The organism is Stenotrophomonas thermophila (assembly GCF_001499715.1).
Classification (GTDB): Bacteria; Pseudomonadota; Gammaproteobacteria; order Xanthomonadales; family Xanthomonadaceae; genus Stenotrophomonas; species Stenotrophomonas hibiscicola.
This window is the reverse complement of record NZ_CVIW01000019.1, coordinates 19,634-35,407: the sequence shown is the minus strand read 5'-3', so window position 1 is coordinate 35,407 and position 15,774 is coordinate 19,634. Positions and strand designations below refer to the sequence as shown.

Below are 15,774 nucleotides of genomic sequence, written 5' to 3'. Positions count from 1 at the left end.
CCGACAGCACACGGAATCTGTCAGAGGGGGGGGGGTGTGGGAGTGCGGGGTGTCAGCCGCATGGATGCGGCTGCCAAGCCTACACGGACGTACTTGCGGCGCCCCGCACTCCGACACCGCCCCGCCAAACCAAGAATAGTCCGCTGTTGCTGTTGCTTCTGCCTTTGCCCTTGCTTGAAAGCCTCTGCGGGTGCCGGGCGCCGCCCGGCCGACTTCCGCCACTTGCGGTCGCAGCCACTGCCCACTAGCCTTCGGCCGTCGTTCACCACCCAAGGACCGCCCGTGAAACACCGTCATCTCCTGCTGGCCTCGGCAATCGCCGCCGCCACGCTGGCCCTGGCCGCCTGCAAGAAGGAAGCTGCCCCAGGCACCGATACCGCCAGCAGCAGCGCCCCGGCCGGCGAAACCGCCGACCAGTTCGTGGCCCGCATCAATGCCGAGTTCAAGGCCGCCTACCCGGAGATGACCTCGGCGCAGTGGCTGTCCTCCACCTACATCAACAGTGATTCGGAACGCATCGCGGCCAAGGCCAACGAGCGCTCGCTGACCCAGCTCAACAGCTGGATCGAACAGGCCGCCAAGTTCGACGGCCAGCCGATGAGCGAGAACAGCAAGCGCGCGATCCACCTGCTGAAGCTGATGTCGTCGATGCCGGCGCCGCGCGACCCGGCCAAACTGGCCGAGCTGACCCAGATCGCCACCCGCATGGAAGGCAGCTATGGCGCCGGCAAGTACTGCACCGATGCCAACGACCCGAACTCCTGCCGCCAGCTGGGCGAGCTGGAGCAGGTGCTGGCACGCAGCCGCGACTACGACAAGCAGCTCGACGCCTGGCAGGGCTGGCACAGCACCACCAAGAACATGCGCGGCGACTATCAGAAGTTCGTCGGCCTGGTGAACGAAGGCGCCAAGGGCATGGGCTTCACCGATGCCGGCCAGATGTGGCGCAGCGGCTATGACATGCCGCCGGAGCAGATCGGCCCGGAAACCGATCGCCTGTGGGAACAGGTCAAGCCGATGTACGAACAGCTGCACTGCTATGCGCGCGCCAAGCTGGACAAGACCTACGGCAAGGACAAGGCCGAAGTGGGCAATGGCCTGATCGCCGCGCACCTGCTGGGCAACATGTGGCAGCAGGACTGGTCCAACCTGTGGGACCAGCTGGAACCATACCCGGGTGCCGGCAGCCTGGACATCACCGCTGCACTGGAAAAGCAGTACCAGACCAACCTGAGCGCGGCGCTGGCCAAGGCCGGCAAGGACGCCAGTGTGGCGGCCCAGTACAAGGCGCAGCGCGAAGCCGAACTGCGCACCGCCAAGCAGATGACTGAGCGCGCGCAGGACTTCTACGTGTCGCTGGGCATGCCGTCACTGCCGCAGTCGTATTGGGAAAAAACCCAGTTCATCAAGCCTGACGACCGCGACGTGGTCTGCCACGCCAGCGCCTGGGACATGAACATGGAAGGCGACGTGCGCACAAAGATGTGCATCAAGCCGAACGAAGAGAATTTCACCACCATCTACCACGAGCTGGGCCACATCTATTACGACCTGGCCTACAACCCGCTGCCGCCGCTGTTCCAGGGCGGTGCCAACGACGGCTTCCATGAAGCGATCGGCGACACCATCGTGCTGGCGATGACGCCCAAGTACCTCAGCTCGATCGGCCTGGTCGATGCGCCGACCGAAAGCCGCGAAGCAGTCATCAACAACCAGATGCGCATGGCGCTGTCGGGCGTGTCGTTCCTGCCGTTCGGGCTGATGATCGACCGCTGGCGCTGGGGCGTGTTCGATGGCTCGATCACCGCCGACAACTACAACAAGGCATGGTGGGACCTGAAGGCCAAGTACCAGGGCGTAGCCCCGGCCAGCACCCGTGGTGAAGAATTCTTCGATCCGGGCGCGAAGTACCACGTGCCGGGCAACACCCCGTACACCCGTTACTTCCTGGCGCGCATCCTGCAGTTCCAGTTCTACAAGGGCCTGTGCGACGCCTCGGGGTACAAGGGCCCGCTGCATGAGTGCACCTTCTACGGCAACAAGGAAGCCGGCCAGAAGTACTGGGCGATGCTGAGCAAGGGTGCCAGCCAGCCGTGGCAGGCCACGCTGAAGGAGCTGACCGGCACCGACAAGCTCGATGCCGGCCCGATGATCGAGTACTTCACCCCGGTCAACGAGTGGCTGAAGCAGCAGAACGAAGGCCAGATGTGCGGCTGGCAGGCCAACGCGGCCCCGGCGGCGAAATGAGAAAAGGGGCGGGTCCGCGAGGATCCGCCCCTTTCTGGTAGTGCCGGCCGCTGGCCGGCAACTGCACGGTGGAAATCCGTCTGGCAGCCGGCCAGCGGCCGGCTCTACCGCAACAGCGATCAGCTGTTCTTCTTCGCTGCCATCGCTGCAGCCAGCTCGGCCTTGAACTCCTCGAAGGTCTGGCCCTTCTCCTTTGCTTCGGCCTGTGCGGCATCACGCAGCGCATCGGAGTACATCAGGCGCACCGGCGTGCCCTTGCGTTCGTGCAGCTCACCGGCCTGCATGATCAGCGCCAGCACCTGCGCAGCGCTCTCGCTGTGGCCGGCGATGCGGCCGTCCATGCCCAGCACCCATTCGCCGTCGCGGCGCACGACACCGGCCAGCAGGGTGCGCTGAGCATCGCGCAGTTCGGCATGCGGTTCCACCGGCGACGCCTGCGCGGCGGCCTTGTTGGCGGCCTGCTTTTCCTGGCGACGGCGCTGGTCGCGGCGGGTCTTGGAACTGGTGGACATGGTGCGGTACCGCTGCGAAGGGGGGCGCAAGGATAGCGCACCCCGCCCGCAGCGCTGCTTCACGCGTGCTCGATCCAGTCCGGTCAGTCCAGCACCTTGCCATGCCGCCAGTAGCCCATGAAGGTGATCGCGCGGCGGTCCAGCCCGCAATCGCGCACGAGGTGGCGGCGGATCGCCATGACCGCCCCCGCCTCACCCGCCACCCAGGCATACAGCGGACCGGCCACGCGGGTATGGGCCTGCTCCCAGAGGATCTGCGTATCGACGTCGATCTCCTCCAGCGCATCGTTGGCAGCCACGCTCGAGGTCGCTGCCAACCGCGCCTGGACCGCCTGCAGCAACGGCTGTCCGTAGGCGGCTTGCCCGCGCGGCAGCCAGACCAGCTCGGCGCTGGAGGGCGCCTTCAGGTGCACCGCATCACCGGCCTGCGCCACCTCCAGCAGCGCCAGCGTGCGCGGTGGGTCGACCATGGCCGCCAGTTCCTCAAGAATTCCGGCCACCGCCGGCAGCGCGGTTTCATCCGCCACCAGCAGCACCTGGCCGACTCCCGCCGGCGGTTTCCATTCCCAGCCTTCGCTGCTGTCAGCACAGTCGGCATCGGGGGCCAGCAGCACTACGCGGTCGCCCGGTCGCGCGTGGATGGCCCAGCGCGAGGCCGGCCCGGTCTCGCCATGAAGCACGAAATCAACGTCGACCTCGCCCTGCTCGGCGCGCAGGTGGCGGATGGTGTAGGTGCGCATGGGCGGGCGCTGGTCGTCCGGCAGCGCCCGGTAGCGCGGATACCAGTCCTCACCGCTGGGCACCTGCGGCACGTCCTGGCCGGGCAAGGGGAAGAACACCTTGATGCGCTGGTCCGGGCCTTCGGTCTTCATCCGCGCCACGTCGGCACCAGTGAACACCATGCGGTCCAGGGAAGGGGAAAGAACGCGGCGCTCCTTCAGCGCCACCTCGAACAGGCGATAGGTCTGCTGCGCAGCCATGGGGGAACCTCATGCAACGACATCGGATCGGCTGGCTGTCGTGCATCCACGCACCGGCTGGCTGGAGTGCCCAGCCTAGTCCGGTCGTTCCTCGCCGCAAGCGTTGCGGGCATCGCGGCCTGCCCTACCCCTGCGCGCTGCTCAATGGCCCGTGCAGGCTGCCTGCGCCGCGCGTTCACGCTGGTGTTCCCAGTACCAGAACACGAATCCGGCGCCGAAGAACGCGGCCTGGCCCAGCGCCAGGTGCAGCGGGCTGGCACTGAGCAGCGGCGACACCACGCCGGCCACCACGGTGCTGATCATCAGTTGCACAAAGGCCTGCAGCGACGAGGCCAGGCCGCGCTGGTGCGGGTACATGTCCAGCACCGCCAGCGCCAGGATCGGGAAGATCAGTGCCATGCCCATGCCGCCCAGGAAGATCGGCAGCACCGCCCACGGCAGCACGAACTGCGGCGACAGCGCCACGTAGCCGACATTCAGCAGCACCGACAGCGCACACAGGCCGAAACCAATGGACACCTGGCGGGTGGGCGTGGTGTGCCCGGCCATGCGCCCGGACAGGAACGAGCCGGTGGTCATGCCGCCGATGGTGGGGATGAACAACCAGGCGAAACCGCCCTCGCCCAGGTGCAGGTGCTGCATCACGAACACCGGTGCCGAGGAGATGTACAGGAAAATGCCGCCGAAACCGATGCTGCCGGCCAGCGCCAGGCGCAGGAACCGCGGGTTGAAACCGATGCGCACGTAATCACGCAGCAGCACGCGCGGCGACAACGGCACCCGTGCCTCCACCGGATGGGTTTCCGGCAGGTAGCGTGCGGTGGCCGCCAGCAGGAGCAGCGCAAACACCACCAGGAACCAGAAAATCAGTGGCCAGCCGGCGCCACTGAGCAGGATCCAGCCGCCAATGATCGGTGCGATGGCCGGAGCGATGCCGAACAGCATCGATACCTGGCTCATCAGGCGCTGCGCGTCGTGTCCGTGGTACAGGTCGCGGATCACCGCGCGGCCGACGATCATGCCGACACCCGCCGACAGGCCCTGCAGCGCGCGGAACGCCAGCAGCGTGGACAGGTCGGTGGACAGCGCGCAGCCGACCGAGGCGCCGACGAACACCACCAGACCGCCGAGGATCACCCGCTTGCGGCCCCAGGCATCGGACAGCGGGCCGTGCGCCAGACTCATCAGGCCGTAGAACAGCAGGTACACGCTGATGGTCTGCTGCACCGCCACCTCGTCCACCGCCAGGCGCTGGGCCAGCTGCGGGAACGCCGGGAAGATGGTGTCGATCGAGAACGGGCCGAACATGGCCAGGCCGGCGAGCAGCAGGGCCATGCGGCGGGTGGAGGGAGCAACGGCGGCGGTCATGAAGGAAGCGTCCGGCAGGGCCATGCGCGGCACGCACGGCGGGCGCCGGTCCCGCTGCAACGGGGACGGCGCCAGATGAATTCGGGTATCCGCCCATCATAGGTGGGGATTGCGCCCGATGCCATGCAGCGGTGCACAAAACGCACGGCCGGGCCATCGGCCATTCAGCCGCGGGCCCGCGCCGGGGCGCGGCCAGCGGGCCCGCAACGGGCTATAATCGGCGGGCAACACGGTGGGAGAAGCGGAACACCGCTGCCGAAGGCGCAACGCCCGTAATCGCTCAGGCCCGATACCACCCGTAACAGAACTCTGGAGAGACCGGTTCGATCCGGCGCCGAAGGGGCACGAAGCCGCGGTTTTCCGCGCTTCCAAACTCTCAGGCAAAAGGACAGAGGGGCGCCCCGCAGACCGCCGACCGGCGGCTTGTGCCCGTGCGTGTGCCCTTTCCTGACGGATCCTTCGCCATGTCCCAGAACACCCCTTCCCTGCGTGAGCTCGAGCACCACAATGCGTTCGTCGAGCGCCACATCGGCCCCAACGATGCCGAGATCGCGCAGATGCTCGACGTCGTCGGCCACGCGTCGCTGGATGCGATGACCGATGCCATCGTGCCGGCCAAGATCAAGTCGCCGGCGCCGCTGGCGCTGCCGGAGTCGATGACCGAAGTGCAGGCACTGGCGAAGATCCGTGCGATCGCCGACAAGAACACCGTGCTGCGCAGCTTCATCGGCCAGGGTTACTACGGTACCCACACGCCGAACGTGATCCTGCGCAACATCCTGGAAAACCCGGCCTGGTACACCGCCTACACCCCGTACCAGGCGGAAATCTCGCAGGGCCGCATGGAAGCGCTGATCAACTTCCAGACCCTGTGCGCCGACCTGACCGGCATGGAAATCGCCAACGCCTCGCTGCTGGACGAAGCCACCGCCGCCGCCGAAGCGATGACCCTGGCCAAGCGTTCGGCCAAGTCGAAGTCGGACACCTTCTTCGTGCACGATGCCGTGCACCCGCAGACCCTGGAACTGCTGCGCACCCGCGCCGAGCCCATGGGCATCGTGCTGCGCGTCGGCACCCCGGCCGAGGCACTGGAAGCAGAAGCCTTCGGCCTGCTGCTGCAGTACCCGGACACCTTCGGCCAGGTCGGCGACTACAAGGCGCTGGTCGATGCCGTGCACGCACGCGGCGGCCTGGTGGCCGTGGCCACCGACCTGCTGGCCCTGACCCTCCTGGCTGCCCCGGGCGAATGGGGCGCGGACATCGTGGTCGGCAACAGCCAGCGTTTCGGCGTGCCGTTCGGCTTCGGTGGCCCGCACGCCGCCTTCATGGCCTGCCGTGACGCCTACAAGCGCTCGATGCCGGGCCGCCTGATCGGCGTTTCGGTCGATGCCCAGGGCAACCCGGCATACCGCCTGACCCTGCAGACTCGTGAGCAGCACATCCGCCGCGAGAAGGCCACCTCCAACATCTGTACCGCACAGGTGCTGCTGGCAGTGATGGCCTCGATGTATGCGGTCTACCATGGCCCGGAAGGCCTGATCCGCATCGCCCGCCGCACCCACCGCCTGGCCGCCATCCTGGCAGCGGCACTGCGCAACGCCGGCGTACAGGTCGGTGGCGACTTCTTCGACACCCTGCACGTCACCGGCGTGCACGCCGATGAGATCCACGCCAAGGCACGCGCCGCCGGTTACAACCTGCGCGCGATCGACAGCGACTCGGTCGGCATCAGCCTGGACGAGACCGCCACCCGCGCCGACGTGGTCGCGCTGGCCGCCGTGTTCGGCGCGCAGGCCGACATCGATGCGCTGGACGCCAGCACCGCCGACGCGCTGCCGGCGGGCCTGCTGCGCCAGTCCGCGTTCCTGACCCACCCGGTGTTCAACACCCACCACAGCGAGCACGAACTGCTGCGCTACCTGCGTTCGCTGGCCGACAAGGACCTGGCGATGGACCGCACGATGATCCCGCTGGGCTCGTGCACCATGAAGCTCAACGCCACCGCCGAGATGATCCCGGTGACTTGGCCGGAGTTCTCGCAGATCCACCCGCTGGTGCCGGCCGACCAGGCGCTGGGCTACAAGGAACTGATCGACACGCTGGAAGCGATGCTGGTCGAATGCACCGGCTACGACGCGGTCAGCCTGCAGCCGAACTCCGGCGCGCAGGGTGAGTACGCCGGCCTGCTGGCGATCCGTGCCTACCACCGCTCGCGCGGCGAGGGCCATCGCGACATCTGCCTGATCCCGGATTCGGCGCACGGCACCAACCCGGCCTCGGCGCAGATGTGCGGCATGAAGGTCGTGGTGACCAAGACCGATGCCAACGGCAACGTCGACGTCGAGGACATCCGCCTCAACGCCGAAAAGTACAGCGACCGCCTGGCCGCGATCATGATGACCTACCCGTCCACGCACGGCGTGTTCGAGGAAGAGGTGGTCGAGATCTGCGAGATCATCCACAAGCACGGCGGCCAGGTGTACACCGACGGCGCCAACATGAACGCCCTGGTCGGCGTGGCCAAGCCGGGCAAGTGGGGTTCGGACGTTTCGCACCTGAACCTGCACAAGACCTTCTGCATCCCGCACGGCGGTGGCGGCCCGGGCGTCGGCCCGTGCGCGGTCAAGGAGCACCTGGCCCCGTTCCTGCCGGGCAAGCTGGGTGACAACGGCCCGGTCGGCATGGTCAGCGCGGCCAGCTTCGGCAGCGCCTCGATCCTGCCGATCAGCTGGATGTACATCGCGATGATGGGCCGCGAAGGCCTGCGCAAGGCCACCCAGGTCGCGCAGCTCAACGCCAACTACATCGCCAAGCGCCTGGCGCCGCACTTCAAGACGCTGTACACCGGCCGCAACGGCCTGGTGGCGCACGAGTGCATCCTCGACGTGCGCCCGCTGGAGAAGACCAGCGGCATCGGCGCCGAGGACGTGGCCAAGCGCCTGATCGACTTCGGATTCCACGCCCCGACCCTGAGCTTCCCGGTGGCCGGCACGCTGATGGTCGAGCCGACCGAGAGTGAGTCGCTGCACGAGCTGGACCGCTTCATCAACGCCATGATCCAGATCCGAGAGGAAATCAGCGCGATCGAAGACGGCCGCCTGGACCGCGAGGACAACCCGCTGAAGAACGCGCCGCACACTGCCACCGCAGTGACCGCCAGCGAGTGGACCCACGCCTACCCGCGCGAACTGGCTGCCTTCCCGCTGGCCAGCCTGAAGCAGAGCAAGTACTGGCCGCCGGTGGCACGCGTCGACAACGTGTACGGCGACAAGAACGTGATGTGCGCCTGCATCCCGGTCGATGCCTACAAGGACGATGAAGTCGAAGCGTGATTGACGGAACGGCCCGCGCAAGCGGGCCGTTTTCGTTTACGGTAGCGCCGGGCCATGCCCGGCGAGCGCAGCGGCTGAACCGATCACGGGTCCGGCATCTGCCCCAGGCTCAACTGCCACGACACCCCGAAGCGGTCCTGCACCCAGCCGTAGCGGTTGCTGAAATCGTACTCGCCCACCGGCATCAGCCAGTGGCCGCCCTCGCCCAGCACGCGTGCCGCGCGCTCGAACTGCTCTGCGCCGGAGCACTCGACGAACAGCGAGATCGACGGCGAGAAAGTGAAGTCGTGCACGTCCAGGCTGTCGAAGCACAGGTAGTGGGTGCCACCGAGCAGGAAGATGGCCTGGCGGACCTGCCCGGGCACGCCGGCACCGGCGCCGTCCGGATGGCGCTGCATTGCCAGCAGGCGGAAATCGGCGAAGGCCTCGGCGTACAGGGCCAGGGCGGCCTCGGCCTGGCCCGTGAACATCAGGAAGGGACGGCTGCGCAGCATGCGGTACTCCCGGTCGACGGGCCGCTGGCGGCCCACCTGCGCACAGTGCCACGCGGAGTGTGTGCCTGTTGTAGAGCCGAGCCCATGCTCGGCTGGCGATCGCGCAAACAGCAGCCTCGACCATAGGGTCGGCTCTACAGAATCACGCCTCGCGCATGCGCCGCGCGATGGCGCTGCCGGCGGCGATGGTGGCGGTCAGCGCCACCATCGACAGGAACTGCAGGCGGGTGTGCGACTCGCTCAGCAGCAGGCCGAAGATCAGCGCCAGGATCGCCAGCGCGCAGCAGGTCAGCCACGGGAAGCCCGCCATGCGGAACGGCAGCCGGATACCCAGGCGATCCGCGCGGCGGCGCAACACCAGTTGTGAGACCAGCGACAGCGTCCACACCAGCAGGCAGGTCGAACCGACGATGTTCAGCAGCACCGGCAGCACCCGGTCCGGGAACAGCAGTTCCATCACCGTGGCGGCGAAACCGAACAGCACGCTGGCCAGCACGGCAATCACCGGCACCTGGCGCGGATCGGTCCAGCCCAGCACGGCCGGGGCTTCACGTCGCTGCGCCAGTGAATACATCATGCGCGAGGCGCCGTAGAGGTTGGCATTGAGTGCCGACAGCAGCGCGATCACCGCGATCAGGGTGATGGCGGTGCCTGCACCCGGAATACGGGCAATGTCCAGCACCGCGGCGAAGGGCGACTTCAGCGCCTCGCTGGTCCACGGCACGACGGCGATGATCACGCTCAGCGAGCCGATGTAGAACACCAGGATGCGCCACGCCACGGTGCGGATGGCACGGGCGATGCTGCGCTCCGGATCTTCGGTCTCCGCCGCCGCAACGGCCACGATCTCGGTGCCACCGAAGGCAAAAACGACAACCAGCAGTGCAGCGCCAATACCGGCCAGGCCCTTCGGCGCGAAGCCACCATGCTCGGTGAAGTTGCTCAGGCCCGGCGAGGTCACCTGCGGCAGCCAGCCCATCAGCAGCGCCACGCCGATGGCGATGAAGGCCAGGATCGCCGCCACTTTCAGGATGGCGAACCAGAATTCGAACTCGCCGAAGTTCTTCACCCCGAGCAGGTTGATCGCAGTAAAGAACAGCATGAAGGCCAATGCAGCCATCGGCACCGGCACCGCGGGCCAGACCGTGGCCAACAGCCCGGCCGCGCCTACCGCTTCGGCGGCGATCACGATCACCAGCTGCACCCACCACAGCCAGCCGACCGTGGCACCGGCGGTGGCGCCCATGGCGTCGGCCGCGTACACCGAAAACGCGCCGCTGGTCGGTTTGGCCGCCGCCATCTCGCCCAGTGCGTTCATGACGATGATCACCAGCGCGCCAGCGACCAAGTACGAGACCAGAACGGCCGGACCGGCCGCCTGCACACCCACGCCCGAACCGAGGAACAGCCCGGCGCCGATGGCGCTGCCCAAGCCCATCATGATCAGCTGGCGGGGCTTGAGCGAATGTCCGAGGCGGGACGGCGAAGCGGTCGGAATCGAGTTGGGCATCGGCAGGGCTGGCGGCGGGCTACAGGGGCGACACCTTACCCTGTCCCATGCCCGCGCGGATAGGCACAGCGCAGCAGGCGGCTCAGGCCAGTGCCGGCTCGCCGACACCACCGCCGATACGGGCACGATAGGCACGCGGCGAGAAACCGGTTTCAGCCTTGAACTTGCGGGTAAAGGCGCTCTGGTCGCTGAAACCGCAGGCCTGGCCGATGCAGGTGATGCTGTCATCGCCATGCAGCAGGTGCATGGCCATCTGGATCCGCAGCCGGGTCAGCACCTGCTGCGGGGTCATCTGGAACACCTTGCGGAAGCTGCGCTCCAGCTTGGACAGCGAGAAGCCGGTGATGTCCAGCAGGGTCTGCATGCGCACGTTCTCGGCGTAGTGCGCGTTGAGGTGGGCCAGCGCCAGCCGCAGCTGCTCATACTGGGTGCCGAGGCTGTCCTTCTGGCCCAGGTCGCGGGAAATGCCGATCAGGCCCTCGATGGCGCCATCAACCAGCAGCGGACGCTTGCAGGTCAGGCACCAGCCCGGTTCGCGGTTGGCGAACAGGTGCAGCTCCATCAGGTTCTCGATCACCTCGCCGGACAGCACACGGGCATCCTGGTCGACATAGTCCGCGCTGAGGCCGGTCGGGTAGATCTCGGCCGCGGTCCGCCCGATGACGTCCTTGCGCGCGCGCAGGCCCAGCCGCCGCAGCATGGTCTGGTTGACGTGGGTATACCGTCCCTGGCGGTCCTTGATGAAGAACAGCACGTCCGGGATGGCGTCGAACAGGGCTTCGATGTCGGCGGGCTCGACTCGCATGCGGCAAGCATACCCGAGCCCGCTTTTGCCCGTACGTTCACCTTTGCCGGACCTCGGTTTAACGGGCCCGGTTCCAGTGTCGTGGTTCTCTTTGAGCATCCGGAGCCAACGTCAATGGCCGCCAGCAAGCCGACCGGCAAGCGCGCAACCACCCACGCCGAGAACCACCACCGCGGCAACGGCGATGAACTGCACCAGCAGGCCGGGGGCAGTCATCCGGCGATGACCACCGATCAGGGCATCCCGGTGGCAGACAACCAGAACTCCCTGCGGCAGGGACCTCGGGGGCCTACGCTGCTGGAGGACTTCATCCTGCGCGAGAAGATCACCCACTTCGACCATGAGCGCATTCCCGAGCGCATCGTGCACGCACGTGGCAGCGCGGCGCATGGCTACTTCGAGTTGACCCGGTCACTGGCCGCCCATACCCGCGCGCGCATCCTGACCGAGGTGGGGGTGAAAACACCCGTATTCACCCGTTTCTCGACCGTGGCCGGTGGCGCAGGCTCGGTGGATACCCCGCGCGACGTGCGCGGCTTCGCGGTCAAGTTCTATACCAGGGAGGGCAACTGGGACCTGGTCGGCAACAACATTCCGGTGTTCTTCATCCAGGACGCCATGAAATTCCCGGACCTGGTGCACGCAGTGAAGATGGAACCGGACCGTGCCTTCCCGCAGGCCGCCTCGGCCCACGACACCTTCTGGGACTTCATTTCGCTGATGCCCGAATCGATGCACATGATCATGTGGGCGATGAGCGACCGCGCCATACCGCGTTCGCTGCGGATGATCGAAGGCTTCGGTGTGCACAGCTTCCGCCTGCTGAACGAGGCCGGCGAGTCAACGTTCGTCAAGTTCCACTGGCGGCCCAAGCTGGGTATCCAGTCCACGGTCTGGGACGAAGCGCTGAAGCTGCAGTCGGCCGACAATGACTTCCATCGCCGTGACCTGTTCGAGGCCATCCAGCGCGGCGACTTCCCGGAATGGGAACTGGCGGTGCAGTTGTTCACCGAAGAAGACGCCGACGCATTCCCGTTCGATCATCTGGACCCGACCAAGATCATTCCCGAATCGCTGGTGCCGTTGCAGGTCATCGGGCGCATGGTGCTGGACCGCTGGCCGGACAACTTCTTCGCCGAGACCGAGCAGGTGGCTTTCTGCCCGGCCAACGTGCCACCGGGCATCGACTTCAGCAACGACCCGCTGCTGCAGGGGCGCCTGTTCTCCTACCTGGACACCCAGCTGCTGCGCCTGGGCGGCCCGAACTTCCACCAGATCCCGGTGAATGCGCCCAAGTGCCCGTTTGCCAATCATCAGCGCGACGGCCACATGCAGATGCAGGTTCCCAAGGGCCGGGTGGCCTACGATCCCAGTTCGCTGCAGGAGGACACCCCGCGCGAGACGCCTGCCGGATTCCGCAGCCATGCCAGCGCCGACGATGGCCGCAAGGGTCGCACCCGCGCGGAGAGTTTCGCCGACCACTACAGCCAGGCCCGCATGTTCTTCCGCAGCCTCGAAAAGCCGGAGCAGGCGCATCTGGCATCGGCGCTGGTGTTCGAGTTGTCCAAGGTGGAAACGCTGAAGGTGCGGGTACGCACCGTCAGTCACCTGCGCAACATCGATGACTCACTGGCGCAGCGCGTGGCCGATGGTCTGGCGTTGCCTGCACTGCCCGACCCGGCGCCGACCGCTACCCCAGTGCGGGACATGCCCCCCGCCCCCGAAGTGCGGGTGATCGGTCGCAACAAACCCACCCTGCAAGGGCGCTGCATCGGCATCCTGTTCGATGAGGGTTCTGATGCCCGGATCATTGCCAGCCTGAGCAAGGCAGCCAGGAAAGCAGGTGCGGATGTGAAGCTGGTCGCCCCCAGAGTGGGTGGCGCCACGCTCAGCGATGGCGCGCTGCAGGCGGCGGATGGGCAACTGGCGGGCACCCCGTCGGCCGTGTTCGATGCAGTAGCCGTGGTGCTCAGCCCGGAAGCGGCGAAGGCCTTGTCGAAAGAGAGTGCAGCCATCGAATTCGTCAGCCAGGCGTGGGCGCACCTGAAGGCCATCGCCAGCGATGCGGGCGGCCAGACGCTGCTGAAGGCGGCAAGGGTCGGCAACGACGCCGGCATCGTCGAAGCGGAAGACGCCAAGGCATTCCTGGCGGCGGCCGCCACCCGCCAGTGGGCGCGCGAACCCAAGCTGCGCCTGCTGGCCTGACTACAACAACAGGAGAACTGTCATGCCCCGTGGTGACAAATCCGCATACTCCGATAAACAGAAGCGCCAGGCCGAGCACATCGAGGAAAGCGAGCGCGAGCGCGGTGCCAGCGAAGGCACGGCCGAGCGCATTGCCTGGGCGACCGTGAACAAGCAGGATGGTGGTGGCAAGCGTAGCGGCAGCGCGCGCAAGGGTACGAAGAAGGCGACCACCAAGAAGGCTGCCAAGAAGGCGCCTGCCAGAAAGTCGGGCACAAAGAAGGCCACGACCAAGACGACGGCGGCGAAGAAGGCACCTGCGAAGAAGACGACAGCCAGGAAGGCGGCGGCAAAGAAGGCACCGGCTCGCAAGACAGCCACAAAGAAAACCGCAAAGAAGACAGCGGCCAAGAAGGCCGGTACAGCCGCCTCGCGCAGTGCTGCAGCGAAGAAGGCGGCGAAGACACGTGCGGCGAAGAAGACCGTGCGCAAGGTGGCGGCGAAGAAGGCCGCGCGTACCCGCGCGCGCGGCTGAGTCCTTCGATCAGGGCGACAGCGTCCTCATCCACGCGGCAACTTCGGCTGCGGCTGCGTCAGCGCGTGCCTGCAGCAGCAGATGCGGCCCTTCCAGCGAAACATGCCGGGCATCCGGCAAAAGGGCCTGCAGTTCTGCCACGCTGGGCGGCCACAGCAGGCGGTCATGGCACGCGTGCAGGCACAGCGTCGGCACGTCGATTGTCGGCAGCAATGCGCGTACGTCGACGCGCAGGGTCGCTGCGGCGCGTCGCCGCAGTGTGGCCGCCGGAATCCGGGCCAGCGCATCGCGCAGCATCGACAGGTGCTCGCGGGTGCGCCACCGCCCCAGCAGCAGGCGCGCCAGCAACGCCACGGGAGGCAGAGGCCAGGCCGGCGTCAGCAGGGCTGCGCTGGCTGCCGGCAATGGCACCGGCCGACGCGCAAAGGTCGCGGCAAGCACCAGTCCGCGCAGCCCGGCGGGCAGTCGCGTGGCCAGTTCAACCGCCAACGGGCCCGAGAAGGACTCGGCAAGCAGGATGAAGGGATGGCCGGGCAGCTGCGACCACAGCCGTTGGGCCAGCGTGGCGTGATCCTGCCCTCCCTGCGCAGGCAGCGTAATCGCCTGCGTCGTCAGCCCATGAGCCTGGAGTGCTGACAGAAACGGGATCGACAGCCTGCCGGAGCCATCCAGCCCGGGCAGCATCAGCACGTGCTGCGGCGGGGGTGATGCTGAATCACAGCCCGGCTTTTCCTCGCGCCCGATTCCCATGTCACCTCCTTTGCTGGCAAGCATCGCCCACATCGGCAGGCAACGGTAGCTCTGCTCCGGCTCTCCTGCTGCTTTGCCGGTCAAGGTTGAGCGATACTGCCCGCTCTGCCGTGGGACGCGGCTGCCAAGGAGAGCCTCTGATGCGATGGACCTACGCGCTGGCCATGATGGCCATGATGCTGCCACTGAACAGTTCCGCCAACGATGGCTGGATAAACGGGGCAGGCAAGGCGATGCCGGAGACCGATGCCATGAAATCCAGCGGTGGCTTTGCGGCATCGCTGCTGGTCACCTCCGATGCCGACTGGCAGGCCAAGTGGGAGACCCCGCCAGAGACCACTCCCGGTTTTACCCAGGCCGACGAAGTCCACCCGGGCGGTGAATTGTTCCTGCTGACATTCCTGTCCAACCCGCAACTGGATGAGAACCGCGTACCCAAGGTGCACTGCGATCTGCGCATGCTGCGCCCGGACGGCACTACCAGCATCGACGAACGCGATGTTCCCTGTTTCACCGCTGCCCTGCCCGGCCCGCCAACCCTGTTGTACATGACCAACCTGCACCTGAAGTTCGTGGCCGAGGCCAGTGATCCGAAAGGCACGTGGACTGCGCAGGTGGTGGTCAGGGATCTGCTGCGGAATGTGAGCCTGCCTCTGCAGGCTCACTTCGACGTCCGTTGAACGGAGGCATGCGGATGAAGATGCGGCGATTACTGAGCTGGACCGGTCTTGCGCTTTGCGTGGTCTACCTGCTGTTGACCGCATGGCTGGTTCACGGCGCGCAGTCGGATGCGGACCCGAAGGGGGCCTATATCCTGATGTCGCTCCCCATCACCCTGCAGTCTGCTGCACTCGATGCCATCGGCGCAGGCAGCCTGCTGTACGGCAAACCCTGGTCGACCGCGTATGCAGTACTGGTTCCGCCAACACTGCTGTTGCTGTACGCAGCCGGCTGGCTGATCGAACGCGCCGCGGGCGGCCGCTAGCCAGCGGCACCGACCGGTTGCGTGCATGCGGTGCCCTGCATGCGGGGCATCGCATGCAGGGCGTCATCCAAC

Annotated in this window: 13 protein-coding genes and 1 riboswitch; of the genes, 6 read left to right on the top strand and 7 right to left on the bottom strand. The window is 66.8% G+C overall.

Translation table 11 applies throughout. From position 1 onward, the window contains the following. The first annotated feature begins 282 nt into the window (after positions 1-282). Complete coding sequence (locus BN1263_RS10335; protein ID WP_058980993.1) at positions 283-2,247, top strand: M2 family metallopeptidase; 1,965 nt, start codon at positions 283-285, stop codon at positions 2,245-2,247. A gap of 119 nt (positions 2,248-2,366) precedes the next feature. On the opposite strand, the gene BN1263_RS10330 is transcribed toward BN1263_RS10335, so the two are convergent. The 3 genes from BN1263_RS10330 to BN1263_RS10320 all read right to left on the bottom strand — a co-directional run bounded on the left by BN1263_RS10330 (position 2,367) and on the right by BN1263_RS10320 (position 5,107). Further along, positions 2,367-2,759 carry a hypothetical protein gene (locus BN1263_RS10330; RefSeq protein WP_014038106.1) on the bottom strand — a complete coding sequence of 131 codons (393 nt, stop codon included), beginning with the start codon at positions 2,757-2,759 and terminating at the stop codon, positions 2,367-2,369. 83 nt (positions 2,760-2,842) lie between these two features. Then, positions 2,843-3,739: a siderophore-interacting protein gene (locus tag BN1263_RS10325; RefSeq protein WP_058980991.1), complete on the bottom strand. Its 897-nt coding sequence runs from the start codon at positions 3,737-3,739 to the stop codon at positions 2,843-2,845. Between the two features lie 141 nt (positions 3,740-3,880). After that, positions 3,881-5,107 (bottom strand): multidrug effflux MFS transporter, encoded by a 1,227-nt coding sequence (locus BN1263_RS10320; protein WP_058981019.1) that lies wholly within the window; start codon positions 5,105-5,107, stop codon positions 3,881-3,883. Between the two features lie 299 nt (positions 5,108-5,406). Then, positions 5,407-5,509, top strand: a riboswitch (glycine riboswitch). Between the two features lie 62 nt (positions 5,510-5,571). Here BN1263_RS10320 and gcvP point away from each other — a divergent pair. Further along, on the top strand, positions 5,572-8,439 hold the full coding sequence (gene gcvP, locus BN1263_RS10315; protein WP_058980989.1) for an aminomethyl-transferring glycine dehydrogenase: 2,868 nt from the start codon (positions 5,572-5,574) through the stop codon (positions 8,437-8,439). Positions 8,440-8,522: 83 nt separating this feature from the next. Here gcvP and BN1263_RS10310 read toward each other — a convergent pair whose 3' ends face one another. The 3 genes from BN1263_RS10310 to BN1263_RS10300 form a co-directional block, all read right to left on the bottom strand. After that, a complete protein-coding gene (locus tag BN1263_RS10310; RefSeq protein WP_058980986.1) occupies positions 8,523-8,933 on the bottom strand; it encodes a VOC family protein in 411 nt (136 codons plus the stop codon). 142 nt (positions 8,934-9,075) lie between these two features. Beyond that, a complete protein-coding gene (locus BN1263_RS10305) occupies positions 9,076-10,443 on the bottom strand; it encodes an amino acid permease (protein ID WP_058980985.1) in 1,368 nt (455 codons plus the stop codon). A gap of 82 nt (positions 10,444-10,525) precedes the next feature. Next, positions 10,526-11,248: a helix-turn-helix transcriptional regulator gene (locus BN1263_RS10300; protein ID WP_058980983.1), complete on the bottom strand. Its 723-nt coding sequence runs from the start codon at positions 11,246-11,248 to the stop codon at positions 10,526-10,528. Between the two features lie 114 nt (positions 11,249-11,362). Between BN1263_RS10300 and BN1263_RS10295 the strand changes: the two genes are divergently transcribed. Next, entirely contained in the window at positions 11,363-13,453 is a 2,091-nt protein-coding gene (locus BN1263_RS10295; protein ID WP_058980981.1) for a catalase, read from the top strand. Between the two features lie 22 nt (positions 13,454-13,475). Continuing rightward, positions 13,476-13,967 (top strand): hypothetical protein, encoded by a 492-nt coding sequence (locus BN1263_RS10290; protein WP_049404556.1) that lies wholly within the window; start codon positions 13,476-13,478, stop codon positions 13,965-13,967. Positions 13,968-13,976: 9 nt separating this feature from the next. Here BN1263_RS10290 and BN1263_RS10285 read toward each other — a convergent pair whose 3' ends face one another. After that, on the bottom strand, positions 13,977-14,717 hold the full coding sequence (locus BN1263_RS10285) for an alpha/beta fold hydrolase (RefSeq protein ID WP_058980979.1): 741 nt from the start codon (positions 14,715-14,717) through the stop codon (positions 13,977-13,979). A 140-nt stretch (positions 14,718-14,857) separates the two neighbouring features. On the opposite strand from BN1263_RS10285, the gene BN1263_RS10280 reads away from it, so the two are divergent. Together BN1263_RS10280 and BN1263_RS10275 are read left to right on the top strand one after the other, a co-directional pair. Continuing rightward, positions 14,858-15,397 carry a hypothetical protein gene (locus BN1263_RS10280; protein WP_005414174.1) on the top strand — a complete coding sequence of 180 codons (540 nt, stop codon included), beginning with the start codon at positions 14,858-14,860 and terminating at the stop codon, positions 15,395-15,397. Positions 15,398-15,411: 14 nt separating this feature from the next. After that, on the top strand, positions 15,412-15,702 hold the full coding sequence (locus tag BN1263_RS10275) for a hypothetical protein (protein ID WP_044570698.1): 291 nt from the start codon (positions 15,412-15,414) through the stop codon (positions 15,700-15,702). Positions 15,703-15,774: the final 72 nt, after the last annotated feature.

What these genes read in the sequence shown, in the direction of transcription:
- BN1263_RS10310 (WP_058980986.1), bottom strand. Translation starts at nt 8,933, where the DNA reads ATGCTGCGCAGCCGTCCCTTCCTGATGTTCACGGGCCAGGCCGAGGCC.
- BN1263_RS10330 (WP_014038106.1), bottom strand. Translation starts at nt 2,759, where the DNA reads ATGTCCACCAGTTCCAAGACCCGCCGCGACCAGCGCCGTCGCCAGGAA.
- BN1263_RS10285 (WP_058980979.1), bottom strand. Translation starts at nt 14,717, where the DNA reads ATGGGAATCGGGCGCGAGGAAAAGCCGGGCTGTGATTCAGCATCACCC.
- BN1263_RS10295 (WP_058980981.1), top strand. Translation starts at nt 11,363, where the DNA reads ATGGCCGCCAGCAAGCCGACCGGCAAGCGCGCAACCACCCACGCCGAG.
- BN1263_RS10320 (WP_058981019.1), bottom strand. Translation starts at nt 5,107, where the DNA reads ATGACCGCCGCCGTTGCTCCCTCCACCCGCCGCATGGCCCTGCTGCTC.
- BN1263_RS10290 (WP_049404556.1), top strand. Translation starts at nt 13,476, where the DNA reads ATGCCCCGTGGTGACAAATCCGCATACTCCGATAAACAGAAGCGCCAG.
- BN1263_RS10300 (WP_058980983.1), bottom strand. Translation starts at nt 11,248, where the DNA reads ATGCGAGTCGAGCCCGCCGACATCGAAGCCCTGTTCGACGCCATCCCG.
- BN1263_RS10280 (WP_005414174.1), top strand. Translation starts at nt 14,858, where the DNA reads ATGCGATGGACCTACGCGCTGGCCATGATGGCCATGATGCTGCCACTG.
- BN1263_RS10305 (WP_058980985.1), bottom strand. Translation starts at nt 10,443, where the DNA reads ATGCCCAACTCGATTCCGACCGCTTCGCCGTCCCGCCTCGGACATTCG.
- gcvP (WP_058980989.1), top strand. Translation starts at nt 5,572, where the DNA reads ATGTCCCAGAACACCCCTTCCCTGCGTGAGCTCGAGCACCACAATGCG.
- BN1263_RS10325 (WP_058980991.1), bottom strand. Translation starts at nt 3,739, where the DNA reads ATGGCTGCGCAGCAGACCTATCGCCTGTTCGAGGTGGCGCTGAAGGAG.
- BN1263_RS10275 (WP_044570698.1), top strand. Translation starts at nt 15,412, where the DNA reads ATGAAGATGCGGCGATTACTGAGCTGGACCGGTCTTGCGCTTTGCGTG.